Consider the following 17125-nt stretch of genomic DNA (forward strand, 5'->3'; position numbering starts at 1 on the left):
TGTTATGCTGGCGATCTTTGAATTTGTTTGCAGGCATACATTGACAGGGGAGCAGCCTTATGGATAAAAAACAGATTGATTCTGAATTAAAGCAAATAGCAATAAGGGTACCGTACAATAAGTTGGTGATAAAGTGCGCCAATCTCTTTCAGGTCGTATCCTTTCGTTTAACGAGGATTCCCAAAGGAGTTACCAATAGAAGGATTACGGTTGAAGGCTATAAGAACCGAAACTTTAAGGTGGAAGTATTTGAGCCATCGAATGTAAAAGAAAAGCTGCCCTGCCTGATCTATGTACACGGAGGCGCTTTCAGTTACAGGGCTTCTGCCCATCATAAAAAACTTGCGTGTATGTACGCGATGAAAGCAAGATGCAGGGTTTATTTTCCGGATTATCATTTGACGCCCAAGTATTCGTATCCGGCTGCATATGAGGATGTTTTGGCGCTATATAAATGCATTATGAAAAATTCAGAAGCGTTTCGGATTGATGGTGAAAAGATCGGAGTGGCCGGAGATAGCGCGGGTGCGTCGATTGCCGCGTTGATTTGTAATAATTATGAACGTGAAAATTTGAAACAGCCATGTGTTCAGATGCTGATATATCCTGTAACAGATGTAAGTATGCGGACGGATTCAATGAAACGGTTTTCCGATACTCCGCTATGGAACTCGAAAAATAACAAACGAATGTGGTCATATTATTGCAAGAATTTGGACGTTGAAGATACATATGGCGCTTCTCCGATGCATAGCAGTCTGCCTCAAACCATTCCCGATACCTATATCGAAACTGCGGAATATGATTGTTTGCATGATGAAGGGGTTCTATATGGAAAGCGATTGCGGCAAGCGGGGGCGAGTGTTGAAATGAATGAAACAAGAGGAACCATTCATGGATATGACTGCGCCTTAAATACCCAAATCGTCATGGGTAATGTTCAAAAACGCATTTTGTTTTTGAATGAAGGGTTCAATTGTTTTTAGGATCGTTCACTCCGGAAGCCTAATGGGAACAGAACTAATGAATCTAAAAAAGCAGGGATCAAAGGGGACGATATGGGGCCGCTGCTGATCTCTGCTTTTTTCACTATTTAAGGGTGTTAGCGCAAATGGTGCCAGCGAAAACCTGAAGGGAAGAGGACTATTTCAGTTCTTCCGGGTTGAGACATTTCAGTTCGGGAACGACGAATAAGCCATCTTTGCGGATGAGTACGTTATCAAAATAGATCTCGCCGCCACCGTATTCGGGGCGCTGAATCATGACCAGATCCCAGTGGACTGCCGATTTATTTCCGTTGAAAGCGTCTTCATAGGCAGCACCGGGCGTCAGGTGGAAGCTGCCGGCGATTTTTTCATCAAAGAGCGTATCCTTCATAGGCTGGAGGATATACGGGTTGACACCCAGAGCAAATTCGCCGAAATAGCGAGAACCCTCGTCCGTATCCAGCAGCTGGTTGATGCGGTCGTTGTTGTTGGCCGTGGCTTTGACAATTTTTCCGTCCTTAATCTTAAAGACGATGTTTTCAAAGGTAAAACCCTGTTCCTCGGAAGGTGTGTTGTAGGAAATGGTTCCGTTCATGGATTCTCTCACCGGAGCTGTGTAAACTTCTCCGTCGGGGATGTTGCATTCTCCTGCGCATTTGACAGCCGGAATGTCTTTGATGGAGAAGGTCAGATCCGTTCCCGGGCCTTTGATGCGAACCTTATCGGTTTTGTTCATCAGGTCAACGAGGGCGTCCATGGCCGTACTCATCTTCTGGTAATCCAGCGTGCACACATCAAAGTAAAAATCCTCGAAGGATTCCAGACTGGTATTGGCCAGCTGCGCCATGGAGCTATTGGGATATCTGAGTATGACCCATTTTGTTTTGTTTACCCGGTAGTCCAGAGTCGGGCGGGTCAGCTTGCTGTACATGTTCAGCTTTTCGGAAGGCACGTCGGCCATTTCCGCCGTATTGCTGCCAGCGCTCACAGCGATGTACGCCTGCATTCCCTTCATCTGAGCCAGCTGATATTCATTCATAAATTCGATTTGCTCTTCCTGGCAGCCCAGCAGAATTTCCCTGGAAATGGCGGAGTCGCGTACTTCTGCGTAGGGCAGGCCGCCGCAGGCGTAGATGTCCTTGATAATCTGGCGGATGAGGGGCTTGCAGCATTCGCCTTCATAAGTAACCAGTACTTTTTCCCCTTTCTGCACATTGCAGGAATAGTGGACCAGCAGGTCCGACAGTTTCTTGATTCTCGTATCCATAATAAAACTCCTCTATATTCTATATACTGGTAGTTATTATACCCCAATGTCCGGGAATTTAAAAGAATTTGTGTTGCGCGGCGGTCGGCGGGACGGTAAAATGATAGGCAAGGAGAGAGAAGATGCGACATATTTTTGTGATAAATCCGCTGGCAGGAAAAAAGGGAAGAACGCAAAGGCTGGAAGAGCAGATCCGGGCCGCGGGAGCCAGGCTGGGGGAGCAGGTGGAAATCTATGAAACCAAGTTTCAGGGCGACGGAGAACGGTTCGTGCGCAAAACCTGCGAAGAACAGACCGGCAATGAGAAGGTTCGTTTTTACGCCTGCGGAGGTGACGGCGCGCTCAACGAGGTAGCCAACGGCGCCTTCGGTTTTGCCAATGCGGAGGTGGGCTGCGTGCCGTTGGGAACAGGCAACGATTATGTGCGCAATTACGCTTCGCCGCAGGCTTTTCTGGATATTGAGGCGCAGCTGCGGGGCCGGGCGGTGGACAGCGACCTGATCCGCTATGTGCAGGAAGAAGGAGAAGAGGTAGAAGAGGCCGGAGCTTTTCGATACTGCGTGAATATGTTCAACATCGGGTTTGACTGCAATGTTGTGGATCAGACCAGCCGGGCCAAGAACTGGCCTCTGGTAAAGGGTTCTTTTGCTTATCTGCTGTCGGTGGCTATTATCCTGATCAAGAAGGAGGGGGCGGATCTGAAAGTTTATTATGAAGACGGTACCAGCTTTGACGGAAAGCTGCTTCTGATCGCGGTGGCAAACGGTTGTTTCTGCGGCGGCGGGGTAAAGGGACTGCCTCTTTCGATTTTGGATGACGGCTTGCTCGATGTCAGCTTGATTAAAGACGTTCCCAGAAGGACCTTCATCCGCTTGTTCCCCAAGTATGCGAAGGGCGTCCATCTGGGGGATAAAAGGGCCCAGGAAATCATCGATTATCGTAAATGCAGAAAACTGACCATTGCTCCCAATTCGGGAAAAATGAAGCTCTGCGTTGACGGAGAAATTCTTTATACGGGAAAGGTTTCTTTTGAGATCGTGCCCAGGGCCATGCGCTTTTCTGTTCCGGCGGGTGTGGGAGCGGGGCCGGGGCCGAATAAACGGCTTTGAGCGAGCCGGTTCATCCGTGACGTGGCCTTCTATGTGTACATGACAACTTTTGTGGGACGATGCTTTGCAGAATGCGTTCCCTGATATTTTGTGTTGGTGTTTTCTGCATAATAAAATGCTTGCGCAGCGGCGGTAAATCCGCTATACTATAGGAGTCGATTTTTTTAATGCGCAGGGTAGAGTTGCGCGTGATTTTGGAGGGGCTTTAAAAAGAATCGGGAATTTCATATTTTGGAGAGTTGTCAGAGTGGTCGATCGTGCGGCACTCGAAATGCCGTGCCCTTAACCGGGCCCCGGGTTCGAATCCCGGACTCTCCGCCAAGTAGAGCCTGTGACTTTGATGGTTGCAGGCTTTTGTAGTTTTTGGAAAACGGCACGAATCGCCTTTTTTCCAGGGCAGAGCTCGTATTTTTAGGACAGAACAACTGCGGGTTTAAGAAAAAGCAACAGTTGTTCTAAACATCATTTGCTTTCAACCGACCAGTCTTGCATCTGTTTTAACGGAATGTCGTTTGCAAGAAGTTGGCTTGCACAGCTGTGCCTTAAATTGTGATGAAAAGATTTGAAAAGCATGATAAAAGACGACAGAAACGGATAAAGAAACATATTGGATAAAAAAGAAGCCTATGCGATATAGTCCATTTTTGTGCCTAAATGTGATATACTTTGCAAGAAATGAGCAAAACTCAATAAATGTAGAGAAATAAATCAGGATATGGTGTAAAGAAAATTTTCGTTTGAGGATATGAATGATTCTATAGAGAAGATTCGATTTGGAATACGGAAAAATATTGATTTGAGAAGGAATATGATATTTATGCTTTTACAAGACCAAAAAGATGAAATAAAAGAGTTAATATCATTTAAACAGGAAGGCGGATATTGGGATTTTAAAAGAGAATGGTATACGGAAGGAAAACTATCGGATTTACTTCATGATATCATATGTATGGCTAATAATTTGGAAAATAGAGATGCTTATATTATTATTGGGATAGATGAAGAAAATGATTATTGTGTAAATGATTTATTTAATGCAGCTAATAGAAAAAATACACAAATGCTCATTGATTTCTTAAGGGATAAAAAGTTTGCTGGCGGTATAAGGCCGAAGGTTTTGGTAGAAACATTACAAACTATGAAAGGTGTGATAGACATTATTATAATTAAAAATGGATATTATACACCATATTATTTAGAAGAAAAATACAGGGATGTTAATGCAAATAATATTTATGTAAGGACCTTTGACACTAATACGCCCAAGAATCGTTCAGCGGAAATATCTCATATAGAATATTTATGGAAGAAAAGATTCCATTTGTTATCATCACCTCTTGAGCAGGCATTTTACTATTTAATGAAGAAAGAGGACTGGTTAGATGTTCCGGATGATAGTTCGGTTGTTCGACAGTATTATAAATATCATCCAGAATATATCATTGAACATTTTGAATGTGATGATAGGAATGGATATGAATATTACCTTTTTAGTCAGATGGATAGCAGACCGCATTGGTATAATGTTTATGTTCGTTATCATCAGACAACGTTGTTCTCGACAATAGGAGTAGCGTTGGATGGCGGAAGATATTTTACAAATGTACCTTGTACAGATTTTTTGTTTAGAGGGGTAATGTATAGTGATCATGTTAGTTTTAAGTATTTTGTGAAGAGATCGAAAGAGATGATTCTTCATGAGTTTTTTTCCGATAATGAAAGTGAGGAGGCAAGATTTGCACGGGAGATGTTCGAAGAATGTATATTAATATTTTTCACAGAAGATGAAAAGAATAGTTTCAAGACCTATGCAATTTCTAAATGGGAAAACAGAGACAAATATTTGGAAGAAATCCGTATTCCATTTATGGAGTTGCCAGATACATATCGTCCGGAAGCTTTCAAAGAGGAGTACGAGAATGCTTTGATATTAAAAATGCTATTGGATGAGTATCGGATGAATTAATCAAATTTTGTATAAATATAATTAGAATTCTAGAACAGTAGGATTCCTTGGTTAAATTAGGCAATTATGAGGAAAAATTGTAGGCATATTGAATGATAAAATGTGTTGAATTAACTCGATTTAAAAAGTATAAATATGAAACATTTTAATTCAATTGAACGGAGGTATATATGGCAAAGAGAAAAGTGGCTAGAAATTCATTGAAAGGTTACAATTATCAAAATTATATATTTACGTTTTTCTTGGCAAAGATGGATACAGAACACCATATTGTAAAAATTGAGTCAGAAGCACTTGATACTAAACAGTTTGATGACATTTATATTGAAATGGATGATGGAATCGTTTATCGTATTCAGGCAAAAAATTACGCGGGGACTCAAATTGATGATATCGTTGTATCAGAGCATACTGTAAAAATTAAAGCGAATGAGAATCAATACGATAATAAGGATAATAATGTAATGATTATTAATACAAATCAGATCATTACAGATACAATTTTTATGGGTTTACCTGCAGTTAATAAATCGGGAGTCATTATAATTCCATTAACGGAGGAGCAGGTCACAGAATATCTGGATGATTTTTATCAAACAGAAGAAAGAGAACTTCAAATAATTCAAAAGGGGATTGAGTTTGCTTGTGCAGAAAAATTTGTTGTGAGAATATCTGATCTTCCGGAGCTAATTACATTATCAACAGATTTGCAACATCAGACGATTGTATTGCGCAAAGTGCCTGATTGCATTGAAACTGGCATTACATTTTATGTAGGAAAGCCGGGAGTTGGGAAAAGTCATTTTGTAGATGAATTAAAAAATACTTTTAAAGATTCTATTGTGTATAGATTTTGGATCGGTCCACAAGATGAGCAACTGAGGAGAAGATTACAATTCGATAAGTTTTTGACAGAACTGGGGTTGTTAGTTTACAAGACACCAAGAAGTTTCACTGTCGATGAACTTATTGCGAAAATGGTCAATGGTGATCAAATTATCATTATTGATGGCTTGGATCATGTGGAGAATTATAATCCTTTGGAATTGAACAAGTATGTAGATTTTATTAATAGGTTAGCAAGAGCACAAGTACGAGTTGTAGTGCTTTCTCGTCCTTTGAAAACAGAAGTGGAATGGGAGAAGACAGAATTATTTAACTGGAGCTCTGATGAGGCCAGATTATATCTTGCGATGGTGCATGATATAACAGATTACACGGTGCAGAAACATATCCTAGAAATTGCTGAAGGTTATCCAATTATTACATATTTTTTGGCAGAACATTATAAGAAGAATGGAAAAATAAATTTAAATCAGCCTGTTGATAGTTTGAATCAGTACTATGACAATCTTTTAGAAAATGTAGATACAAAGTCATTGTTGTGTATATTCGCAGCTAATAATAGCTTTTTTACATGGAAAGAGCTTTTTGATTTTTTGGCTGAGAGTGGCTTTTATGATGTATTAAAAGAATTTGTTTTATCTCATCAATATTTATTTGAAATAGTAGAGAATAGAATTTCTCTTTTACATGATAGCTTAAATACATATTTGAGGGAACTGATGCCTTCATTTAAAAGGCATCAGAGTAATGTGCTAAATTTTGTAAAATCTAGCCTTGCGGATGGGAATTATGAATATATGGCAAGGCTTGCATCTTTTGATTTAGATGATGATTTTTTAGATTGTCTTCTTGTGAAGTATAGTGACTTTGATGTTTTCAAGCAATTATTGGCTTCAACCCTAGACTATAATTCTATTACAAGCTTTTACAATCAATTGCAGCGAATATTAGAAACCCGAGAGAATTGCTTAAATATTTATCAATACTATTCTTTTTGCCTAATATATCAAGTGGCTACTCGGAATGATCTAATAGGGTGTGATGGATTAATTTATCAAATATTATATTATCTTCAGAAACATACTTCAATAGAGAATCATATTTTTAGCACTGGAATAATGTGGAATTTGTATCTTGCTTGTAAACAAGGGGAGGATATGACAAAAAGGTATATAGAATCTAGGAATTATAGCGATGGTCAGTTTTATGAACTGGTTCGGGCTGTAAATGATGAAATTACATTTTATGATCGTTTGGAAAAGAAAATATTATTTGAGGAAATTGAAGGAACCTTAAAAAATACACAAACTGATGCTCAAAAGAAAGCAGATTTGCTTGAAGAATATTTGATTAGTACATGGATTCACGGGAATTCTAAGGAAATATTTCATGACTTGTTTTTAGAATATCTCAAAACAGAAGAAAAAACACTTTTCTGTGTGGCTTTGAAAGAATATGGATTAGATCATTTTGGGGCTGAGTTTATTCCTCATCGAGCAAAAATTAGACTTCATGAATTAGGATTCTTTGGAGAAGATAATTTATATCGTGGAATGACTTTGATGGAAAAAATAAAGGAATGCGCACCAGAAGGATCATTTACAGTGGTTCCAGTCGCATTATCAGTGGTTCGCCTGGCAAATTACGAAAACAGAGAAATAGATATTTATTCTGTAAACTATGCTTGGACAATGTATGGATGTCGAAAAGATTACAGTGTTTATAATATAGAGGATGCTTTGATTATTTTTGAAGAAAAAGGTTTAATTAAGGAAACAGAATCCGTTGAACTGATTTGCAAATTGATGTCACAGTCAGAAAAGGGGATTCGACATTTGATTAGTTCATATATTAATAAGAAAGGTCCGGAGTGTACAAAAAGATTAATACAGGCTGGATATTTTAGAGATAATTCATTCAAGGCAGACATTTTTGACCTATTACCGGAGAATATTAATTGTTTTTCTAAGCAATACCTGAAATCGAGAATAGGTGACATGCTATATTATGGGAGACATTCCCAAATTGTTGAAGGGAGAGATATCTGTTATGTGTTGGAGTCCGATTATTGTGATATGGTATTAGATGCTTTGGAATATTACGAATACAGTGTAATTGGAAATATGGAAGATGTGATTGCGAAAAAAATTATAAATCGAGGAATAAAATATCTTGGCAAGAGTGAAAAAGAAGAAAAAGAATACTCTCCATTTGATGGTGGATATATTCATGAGGAGGACATTGAATATATTAAAGAAAACAGCATAGCAGCATTTGAAATAGCACGATACGCTGACGGATGGCATTCATGTCTTCCATTTCCTGAGATATATCAGCTATATGGAGAGGAAGAGATGAAGCAGAATTTCCTTTTTGTACTCCATAAGTCCATGTTTGCTCGGGTTATTAATAAAGAATATATTGGAAACTGGTTTATGTTACTTGGGAATATTCCGCGATTTCTCATGATCTGTGGAATTGAGGTGGATTGGAATAGGTTATTTGAAATATTCAATCAGTTTATGAACGTGTCTTTAATATATTTACCTTGTCAAAGACGTGAATTAACGCCATAATATATGTGAAATTTATTTGACTTGAATTTTAAAAACGCAGTAGTAACATATCCCGGTTTCTACTACGGTTTTACTACGTTTCATGTCCTCAACTTGCCTCTATTTGCCACATTTTGCTTATGACGAAATGCAGGTCGGCAAACTGCGGCAAATTGGGGCAGAATACAGCATTTTAGTAGGATTTTTGCTTATGATAAAAGTATTATTTGTTTGCCACGGCAGCAGATGTCTTAAATATGGCAATGTTTGGAAATACGGCAAAGCAATGGCGTGATGCGAATCCGAGCCTGGATGGAAACATCCGTGATCATGCTACCTTGCATCAGTTGATTGTACTTTCCAATATAGAGAGTTTAAATGCAGAGATGATTAAACGCGGTATGGTCCGCGAGGATTGATTGGTGGAATTGAACCGAGTAGCAAAGGAACAAATGTAGTCATTGATTGATTGAGCAGGAGTCAGCAGGTTAACGGATATGAATAAAGAAAATTGAAATGTCGTGGACTTGACATACGGGTGGCGGAGATCGTGACGACAAAATTAGATTCTAACTGCTAAAGAGTCTCCTCATCTATACATAATTTTTACAAAAAACAACCCAATTATTGGAATTAAATACTATCCGTGCTACATTAGTAACAATAGGAATTAGAGCGAATGAAAAAAATTTAGTTGTAAATTTACCACAAGTCTAGGTCAATCTTTACAATGTGGAAAATTGTAACATGTCCCTGGAAAGTTTTTTGAAAAATCTGTACTAGTCAACAAAAATTAGATAGGTATCTCCCGGCTTTTTATATCGATAGTGTTTTGACTTGCTGACAATCCCCGCCGTTTTACAGTATTTATGCGCGTAAGGGTCTGACAAGACCAGGCCCGTGTCAAGGCGTATTTTCGCGTTAAGCCATCGATACCCGTGGGAAGGATATTTTTCGTGGTATTCTTTGAACAGCATCAAATTGTTCGCAAAGGTTTTCAAACGCTCCGAAGGATGTTCAAGACGGCGTTTCCATTTATAAAAACCGCTTCGGTTGACGCCTAGAAGGTCGCAAAGCACCTTTATGGGAAACTTCGCGGAAAGTTCAAAAACTATTTCAAATTCTTGCTGTTTAAAGAAATGAACTCCTTGTTTTGCCCACCCCCTTTCACTTCGTACCCTTTTTTTGCGCGCAATTCATTCGCCTTTGATCGAATTAACGCTTGGATTAATTCTTCTTTTGACATCGATTGATACGATTCCATGTCTTCATCGGATCCGGATTCAATGGCAACCGCTGAAATGGATTTGTGCCGCTTTACTGGAATGCCATGCGCTCGTTTGTAGTCCGTGACGTACCCCTCCGCGCAGGACTTGCTGATTTCATATTGGGCCATCGCGTCCGCTTTGCTGATTTCACGGGTGTAAATCCGTCTGCCTATGTCCAATCGTTGTTCTTTTGTGTATTTCATTTGACACCTCCTATGGATACTTTTTGTAGAAGTGTTCCAGGTTTCACTTTAGTGTAACCCTTATTAATTACGGTGTCTACAAAAAATGGATGGGTGTCTACTTTTTGTTTACCACTACAGACCTTGAGATCGTAAGAAAAGAAACACCTGTTACAGAGAAGGCCGGAAGGAAAACGGTTTATGTCATTGAAGACAATTTCTTTAGATTTTGGTATAGGTTTGTTTCTAAAAACCTGTCATCTGTAAACTCAGGAAGAATTAGACTTATCTACGATGCGGTAATAAAGAAATACTATTCTGATTATATGGGATTAGTTTTTGAAAAAATGTGTAAAGAATATCTGCTGAACTATGAAAATAACCCGGATTTTGCAATTAAAGAAGTCGGACAGTGGTGGGGAACGGATAAGAAAACCCGTAAAGAAATACAGATCGATATTGTCGGAACACCAGTAGCGGGTAAAGAATATATCATCGGGTCTTGCAAATATAAAAATGAAAAAATAGGTGTAGGTGAACTGCAGTTACTTCAGGAATATGCCGAAGCATTTGGATTTGGAGATAAGTATCATTATTATATTTTCTCCAAAGGCGACTTTACAGATGCATTAATTGAGAAGGCAGATGCAGGAGAAGTTAAATTGATATCGTTAGAAGATATGTATTTTTAGTAATTTTCCTTTTGAGCTCGTTGAAATTTGAAATTTTGCACACAACTGGGAAAAAGTATATTGTGGAAGATATTGGCCGGTGCATTAAGACAAGAAAAATAGATGTATATTTTGAAAAAATGTGTTAAAATTAATATAAAATATCAAGAAAATGTGATTTTATCATTAATAAACTCGAGAAAAATGTGATAATTTATATTTAAACATGGGAAAGGGTGGTAGTTAACTTGAATCGTAATGCGATGGAAAGCTTGATAAAATGGAAAGCAAGTGAAGAACGCAAGCCACTGGTTTTAAAAGGCGCTCGGCAGGTAGGCAAAACATGGCTTATGAGAGAATTTGGGGAACATTACTATGAGAGTTATGCTTATTTTAATTTTGATGAAGAAGACGAGTTGAAATCTATTTTTGAATCAAATAAAAACCCACAAAGAATTATTGAATTGCTGTCATTGATTATCGGCAAAAAAATTATGCCGGGAGAAACCTTGGTTATATTTGATGAAATACAGGAGTGCCCTGAGGCTTTGAATACGTTAAAATACTTTAAGGAAAAGGCAAACGAATATCATGTGATTGCTGCCGGCAGTTTGCTGGGAACATTGCTGGCAAAGCCAAAATCTTATCCTGTTGGTATGGTAAACATCCTAGATATCTTTCCTCTTACTTTTGATGAATTTCTTGAGGCAACGGACGAGTCGCTGTTTGCTTATTATTGCAGTATACAAAAGGGGCAGCATATTGAAGAAATTTTCCATAATCGCCTGATGGAAACCTATAACCATTATCTTATCATTGGCGGTATGCCGGAATGTGTGGCTTCATGGATAAAATATAAAGACCCTGCAAAAATATTGCAAATACAAAAAGAACTTATTGAAGTATATGAAAATGACTTTTCAAAACATAATGGAAACATTAATAGTGGGCGAATTCTTATGGTGTTTAGAAGTATCGCTTCTCAGCTTGCCAAACCTAATGAGAAGTTTATGTATGGATCAGTTCGTCAAGGCGGGAGAGCAAGAGATTTTGAGGAAGCCATCGAATGGCTGGTTTCCGCAGGGATGCTGAACCGTGTCTATAATGTTTCAAAAGCTGAACATCCATTATCAGCATTTGATAAACTCGATTACTTCAAACTGTTTGTTTTTGATACAGGACTGCTTAAATACATGGCTGGGGTTGACAATAGTGCGATTCTCTTGAAGTCCAATTATCAGTTTAAAGGACCGCTTACGGAAAACTATGTTTTGCAGCAGTTTCGTGGGCAATTTGAAGTTGAGCCCAGATATTTTTCCAATAAAAGCGGAGAAATTGATTTTGTTATTCAATATGGTATGGAGATCATTCCGGTAGAAGCAAAAGGAGGGGAAGATAAATCAGCCCCATCATTTAAACGCTATATCAAAGATAAACAGCCTAAGAATGCAATTCGTTTCTCAAAACGAGGATATATGAAAAACGGTATAATTACCAATATGCCACTGTATCTTGCAAGAAAGATGAGAGCGTTATTATAACTTTGGCATTCTTTGCTCTCTGTTGTATCCGGACTGCGTTCAGCTAAAAAAACATCTATCCGATTTCGTATTATAACGTGCTAAATTATTTCCGGATCTTTTATCCAGAAAAATAAGCAAAAGCGGATCTTTTTTCAACGTTTCTTGCCCTTGCTGGTCAATTTTAAGTGGAAATTTCACAAAAATAAATCCGCAACACCCGCAAACCCACAGAGTTTATCCGCTCTGGTCCAATCTCAAAGCAAAAAGCGCCAGACCATCTTCTTGCCAGACAGCCCGCAAGTTATACGCTTTGCGACCAAATTCGGCCTTGAGCTTAAAATCCCGCGACCAAACAGGCAAAAACGGGAAGATGGTCGCAGAACTAATGTAGTTTTTAGAAAAAAAGTATGCATGACAGAAGCGCCGTCTCCTATGCACACATGTCAGCCATAGGGGGCGACACTTCATACAGAAAGGAACAAATAAAATGAGTACAAGAATTCAATATACCACAATGATTGTGAATAACATGGAAAAAACTTTGGAGTTTTACCGCAAAGCCTTTGGCTTCGAGATCGACAGCGAATTCAATCCCCAGCCGGAAACCAGAATTGTTATTATCAAAGACAAAGAAGGCAGAATGCTTGAACTGATTCAGAACGCAAAATTCGAAACCGGACTTTATTCCATTGGAATGGACGTGGATGATCTCGAAGAAACAGCTCGCGACCTTGAAAGCAAAGGCTATGAGATTACAGGTCCAATGGTTCCAACGCTGGTGGGCAGAATGACTTTTACCAAAGATCCCAATGGCGTCAACATTGCGCTTATAGAACACAACATGGAATATGCGTTAAAGCAGGAATAGCATCCGAAGCCAGATTGTGGTAACTTTTTATGAAAATCCGCCTCCGTTTACGCAAAGTTGTGGGTTTGAGGGCCTTTCGCAGCCATTAAAAGCGAAAATTTGTGCTGGCGGTGCTCTCGAGGCCGCAGGATCGTTGAAAAGTGCGTAACTTTTCGCAAAAAAAAGAAATAGTTACCGGGGCCGCCGGGTCACTCCTCTGGGGCCACCGGGTCAAGTCTTTGAAAACGCCGGGTCACGCCTCTGGAGCCGCCGGGTCAAGTCTCAGGGAATGCCAGGCCACGTCTCTGGGAACTGCTGGGGGCTGTCAGGCACGTCTCTGGGAACTGCCAGACCCAACCTCCGGGGCCCGCTGAGGCGATGTCTCTGGTCCGTATGCCAAAAAAATCCCCTGTGCGTAAATCCGCCGCAGACATATTTACAGATTCTTCTGATAACAGATTGAGGGCAACGCCTGCCTGTGATAGAATCAGAGCAGGAGGTGTGTGATGGACGAAATTACAAAAAAGGCCCTCATAAGCGAACTGTATTTCAGCCGGGAGGCGGCCCAATACCTGGGAGTGCCCCTGCAAAGGCTGGAAGAGCTGGTTCGGGGAGGCGTTCTCAATCCGATCAAAAAAAGCGCGAGTGAAGCGCTTTTCCTCAGGGGAGATCTGGATGAGTGCCGGCAGCACAAGCCAAAAGCAAAGCGAGAAATTATTTATAAAAGCGATATGGAACTGAACCACCCATACATGCAGAAAGCGATCAGTTATTTTACGCTGCGTTCTTTCTGCGGCAACCTGGATGAAAAAGCAGAGGCGATCTTTTCGAAAGCTGGGGAGAAAAACGATATGGAACGGCCCCTTGAAGAAACGGCTGCTGTGCTGGCCCAATATCTGGACGTATCGAAGGAAGAAATCATCATGAAGGGAAAGCGGGTCCGCCAATCCTTTAAGGCTTTGGAAAGAGACGATCTGGTGGTGGGCCGCGACGCGGAAGAATATCCCCGCCAGATGAAAGGACGGAAAAACCTGCCACCGTATCTCTTCCTGAGAGGCGAACCCCATCTGCTCAGGGAAACAATCATTGGTATTTGCGGCTGTGAAAAGGCGGATCAGAAAATAAAGGAAAAGACGACCCGGCTGTCAAAAGCGCTGGGAAACGCAGGGGTTATCATTGCCTGCGGGGCTGAAACGGAGATTGAGCGCACGGCTCTCAAAAACGGATACAAGCCAATCCTGATAATGGATACGCCGCTTCCCAACGAGGAAGACGGGCCGGGAGATGATTTGACTATGGAAATCGCAGAGCGGGGACTGATCCTTTCCGCGTTTCCGCCATCGGCAGAGACAGACGAAAAGAATCCGCTCGTTTACAAAGATCTCCTCAATGCTGTTTCCTCGGCCATGCTGGACCCGCAGGAGGGAAAAAACGATGAAGACGTGATACGAACGCTGCAGATGAAACTGGATAGAACAGTGGAAGCGGAAGAAAAAGAAAATATAGCTGTTTCCGGTCAGACGGATATCTTTTCGAAAGGAATAAAAGTGGAATATGTTTATCATACAAAATGAATGGAAAGGAATCGCAGTGGATACTGATTCGATTCCGGAAGAGTTTGACGCCCGTCTGAAATCCTTATCGGAGAATGCAGGAAAGAAAATTCTCTTTTGCGGGAATAATAAGGAGCGGCTAAAAAAAATAGAAGCTATGGATGGACCGCAATTGACTTGCGATCAGTCGCCCTTTGGAAAGGCAATCTTTTATCCCAAGGTTTATGCCAGGCTCCTGAGTATGTTGCAGACCAGATCCTGTGAGACCGCGGTAATCACAGGATCGCGTCAGGCGCTGAAACAAGCCCAGAACCATAACATTTCCAATCTCTTTTTCTGCGGGGGCGAAGAGCTTCCGGGAGATCTGATTGTCGACCTGCCCGATCATATCGCCCAGAGCTGGGAAGATATAGAAAAGGCTGTCCGCGGGGAAAGCGCGGGTTATCTGGCCGAATACTGCGCGGAGCGCTATGCGGATAAAAAGGATGACTGGCAGGCTTTGCGTACGATCCGCACGGAATTAAAGACCTTTGGAGGAAACACTTGTCCGCTGATCGCAGCAGGCAGATATTTCAGCCAGAGTGACCCAAGAGCTTATGGCCACCAGCTTTCCAAGCGGATCTTGCTGCATAAATGGGAGGATACGGCGCAGACGGAAATTTTTACTGAGACCTATCGGCAAATTATCGGCAGCGCCATCTGTGAGAAGATCGACGCTGTTACCAGAATTCCGCCCAAGGACAGCAGACAATTCGACCGCTTTGCGGCCATAACCAGGGCCGCAGCAGATGATACGGGAGCAGAGGATTTATCTGAACAATTGGTCTGCGTGAAGAAATACGGTTCCCAGAGGACATTAAACCGGGCGGAGAGAGAAGCCAATGTGAAGGGCGCTTTTGAAATGAAAAAAGAGGTAAAAGGCAAGCATATCGTCCTGCTGGATGATATCCTGACTTCGGGCGCTACGGCTGCGGAGGCCGCCGATGAGCTATATCTCCGGGGCGCGGAAAAAGTCACCGTTGTGGTATTGGCGATCAAACAAAATAAAAACAATTTTCTGGACGAAAAGCTGGTACCCATCAGATGCAGAAAGTGCGGCGGCGAGATGCAGCTGAGAATCAACCGAACGACTCAGGAAGCCTTTTTCGGCTGCCGGGAGCTGTACAACAAGGAGGCTCCCTGCACCTACATTGAAGGCTACAAAAAGGCTATGGAAAGAAGAAATTCAGATGCCGGATTCGCCAATGAATCAGAAAGCAAATTTTTGTTCTAATCTTTGGAACATCAGGGAAAAAGGATGCCTGGCCGGGAAGCTCCGGTGAAAAGGTGTCCTTTTTTTACATCGCCCCCTACAAAAATCGCCTCAAAAATGATATCATAAACGTTATGAAATTATTTAAAAGAAAGAAGAAAGCAAAATGATTTATGATAATGTATTAGCAGCAATTGGCCATACGCCCATGATACGGCTGAATCGGATGAACGACCCGGACAGCGCGGAGGTATTGGTCAAGTTTGAAGGGCTCAACGTAGGCGGTTCCATCAAGACCAGGACTGCGTATAACATGCTTCTGGAAGCGGAGAAACAGGGACTCATCGACGAAAACTCCATCATCGCCGAACCGACCAGCGGCAATCAGGGTATCGGTCTGGCGCTCATCGGAGCGGTCAAGGGCTATAAGACCGTCATCATCATGCCTGATTCGGTCAGCGAAGAGCGGAGAAAGCTGGTGCGCCATTACGGAGCGGAAGTGAAGCTGATCCATGATGAAGGCAATATCGGGGATTGCATCGACGAGTGCCTGAGAACAGCGCTGGAAATGGCGGAGAAAGACCCAAGAGTCTTTGTGCCTCAGCAATTTGAAAACGAAAACAATCCCATGGCCCACAGACATCATACGGCCCTGGAGATCATGGAACAGGTGGAAGGCGAGATCCACGGATTCTGTTCCGGCATCGGAACCGGAGGCACGATTACGGGAATCGGAGAAGTGCTCAAGGCTCAGAATCCTGATCTGGAAATCTGGGCGGTAGAACCGGAGAACGCTGCGATTCTGGCAGGCGGGGATATTGGTACGCATCTGCAGATGGGAATCGGCGACGGTGTGATCCCCAAGATTCTCAACAAGGAAATCTACGATAATATCTATATCGTGACAGATGATGAGGCCATTGATACCGCCAAAAAGCTGGCCAGCATGGAAGGGCTCATGTGCGGTATCTCCAGCGGAACCAATGTGGCCGCGGCCTTAAAGCTGGCAAAAAAATTAGGAAAAGGAAAGACAGTCGTCACAGTTCTTCCGGATACGGCGGAACGGTATTTTTCAACACCGCTGTTTGAAGACTAGGATT

The 17125-nt window shown here is 41.5% G+C and carries 13 protein-coding genes and 1 tRNA gene; 12 read left to right on the forward strand and 2 right to left on the reverse strand.

The window, feature by feature from the left end; genetic code table 11:
• The first annotated feature begins 59 nt into the window (after window positions 1–59).
• Entirely contained in the window at window positions 60–986 is a 927-nt protein-coding gene (locus NE619_RS11245; protein WP_256132516.1) for an alpha/beta hydrolase, read from the forward strand.
• A 157-nt stretch (window positions 987–1143) separates the two neighbouring features.
• Here NE619_RS11245 and NE619_RS11250 read toward each other — a convergent pair whose 3' ends face one another.
• Entirely contained in the window at window positions 1144–2253 is a 1110-nt protein-coding gene (locus tag NE619_RS11250; RefSeq protein WP_305146622.1) for an aminopeptidase, read from the reverse strand.
• 122 nt (window positions 2254–2375) lie between these two features.
• Here NE619_RS11250 and NE619_RS11255 point away from each other — a divergent pair, with 122 nt between their 5' ends.
• The 4 genes from NE619_RS11255 to NE619_RS11270 all read left to right on the forward strand — a co-directional run bounded on the left by NE619_RS11255 (window position 2376) and on the right by NE619_RS11270 (window position 8750).
• Complete coding sequence (locus NE619_RS11255; protein WP_256132517.1) at window positions 2376–3362, forward strand: diacylglycerol/lipid kinase family protein; 987 nt, start codon at window positions 2376–2378, stop codon at window positions 3360–3362.
• Between the two features lie 233 nt (window positions 3363–3595).
• Window positions 3596–3683, forward strand: a tRNA-Ser gene (locus NE619_RS11260).
• Window positions 3684–4179: 496 nt separating this feature from the next.
• Window positions 4180–5328 (forward strand): helix-turn-helix domain-containing protein, encoded by a 1149-nt coding sequence (locus tag NE619_RS11265; protein WP_256132518.1) that lies wholly within the window; start codon window positions 4180–4182, stop codon window positions 5326–5328.
• A 170-nt stretch (window positions 5329–5498) separates the two neighbouring features.
• Window positions 5499–8750 carry a hypothetical protein gene (locus NE619_RS11270; protein WP_256132519.1) on the forward strand — a complete coding sequence of 1084 codons (3252 nt, stop codon included), beginning with the start codon at window positions 5499–5501 and terminating at the stop codon, window positions 8748–8750.
• A gap of 1090 nt (window positions 8751–9840) precedes the next feature.
• On the opposite strand, the gene NE619_RS11275 is transcribed toward NE619_RS11270, so the two are convergent.
• Entirely contained in the window at window positions 9841–10200 is a 360-nt protein-coding gene (locus tag NE619_RS11275) for a hypothetical protein (protein ID WP_256132520.1), read from the reverse strand.
• 104 nt (window positions 10201–10304) lie between these two features.
• On the opposite strand from NE619_RS11275, the gene NE619_RS11280 reads away from it, so the two are divergent.
• The 7 genes from NE619_RS11280 to cysK all read left to right on the forward strand — a co-directional run bounded on the left by NE619_RS11280 (window position 10305) and on the right by cysK (window position 17121).
• Complete coding sequence (locus NE619_RS11280) at window positions 10305–10871, forward strand: DUF234 domain-containing protein (RefSeq protein WP_256132521.1); 567 nt, start codon at window positions 10305–10307, stop codon at window positions 10869–10871.
• Between the two features lie 20 nt (window positions 10872–10891).
• Entirely contained in the window at window positions 10892–10999 is a 108-nt protein-coding gene (locus NE619_RS19305; protein ID WP_420314507.1) for a DUF3791 domain-containing protein, read from the forward strand.
• A 99-nt stretch (window positions 11000–11098) separates the two neighbouring features.
• Window positions 11099–12391: an ATP-binding protein gene (locus tag NE619_RS11285; protein ID WP_256132522.1), complete on the forward strand. Its 1293-nt coding sequence runs from the start codon at window positions 11099–11101 to the stop codon at window positions 12389–12391.
• A gap of 469 nt (window positions 12392–12860) precedes the next feature.
• Entirely contained in the window at window positions 12861–13241 is a 381-nt protein-coding gene (locus NE619_RS11290; RefSeq protein WP_256132523.1) for a VOC family protein, read from the forward strand.
• Window positions 13242–13726: 485 nt separating this feature from the next.
• On the forward strand, window positions 13727–14794 hold the full coding sequence (locus NE619_RS11295) for a DNA-processing protein DprA (protein WP_256132524.1): 1068 nt from the start codon (window positions 13727–13729) through the stop codon (window positions 14792–14794).
• Window positions 14775–16046: a ComF family protein gene (locus tag NE619_RS11300; RefSeq protein ID WP_256132525.1), complete on the forward strand. Its 1272-nt coding sequence runs from the start codon at window positions 14775–14777 to the stop codon at window positions 16044–16046. The genes NE619_RS11295 and NE619_RS11300 overlap by 20 nt, the downstream gene beginning before the upstream one ends.
• A gap of 145 nt (window positions 16047–16191) precedes the next feature.
• Window positions 16192–17121 carry a cysteine synthase A gene (gene cysK / locus NE619_RS11305; RefSeq protein ID WP_256132526.1) on the forward strand — a complete coding sequence of 310 codons (930 nt, stop codon included), beginning with the start codon at window positions 16192–16194 and terminating at the stop codon, window positions 17119–17121.
• Window positions 17122–17125 lie beyond the last annotated feature (4 nt).

Source organism: Anaerovorax odorimutans, assembly GCF_024459955.1.
Taxonomy (GTDB): Bacteria; Bacillota; Clostridia; order Peptostreptococcales; family Anaerovoracaceae; genus Hominibacterium; species Hominibacterium odorimutans_A.

Bases quoted from the DNA above. Each gene is read 5' to 3' on its own strand.
- NE619_RS11245 (WP_256132516.1), top strand. From the start codon at position 60: ATGGATAAAAAACAGATTGATTCTGAATTAAAGCAAATAGCAATAAGG.
- NE619_RS11250 (WP_305146622.1), bottom strand. From the start codon at position 2,253: ATGGATACGAGAATCAAGAAACTGTCGGACCTGCTGGTCCACTATTCC.
- NE619_RS11255 (WP_256132517.1), top strand. From the start codon at position 2,376: ATGCGACATATTTTTGTGATAAATCCGCTGGCAGGAAAAAAGGGAAGA.
- NE619_RS11265 (WP_256132518.1), top strand. From the start codon at position 4,180: ATGCTTTTACAAGACCAAAAAGATGAAATAAAAGAGTTAATATCATTT.
- NE619_RS11270 (WP_256132519.1), top strand. From the start codon at position 5,499: ATGGCAAAGAGAAAAGTGGCTAGAAATTCATTGAAAGGTTACAATTAT.
- NE619_RS11275 (WP_256132520.1), bottom strand. From the start codon at position 10,200: ATGAAATACACAAAAGAACAACGATTGGACATAGGCAGACGGATTTAC.
- NE619_RS11290 (WP_256132523.1), top strand. From the start codon at position 12,861: ATGAGTACAAGAATTCAATATACCACAATGATTGTGAATAACATGGAA.
- NE619_RS11295 (WP_256132524.1), top strand. From the start codon at position 13,727: ATGGACGAAATTACAAAAAAGGCCCTCATAAGCGAACTGTATTTCAGC.
- NE619_RS11300 (WP_256132525.1), top strand. From the start codon at position 14,775: ATGTTTATCATACAAAATGAATGGAAAGGAATCGCAGTGGATACTGAT.
- cysK (WP_256132526.1), top strand. From the start codon at position 16,192: ATGATTTATGATAATGTATTAGCAGCAATTGGCCATACGCCCATGATA.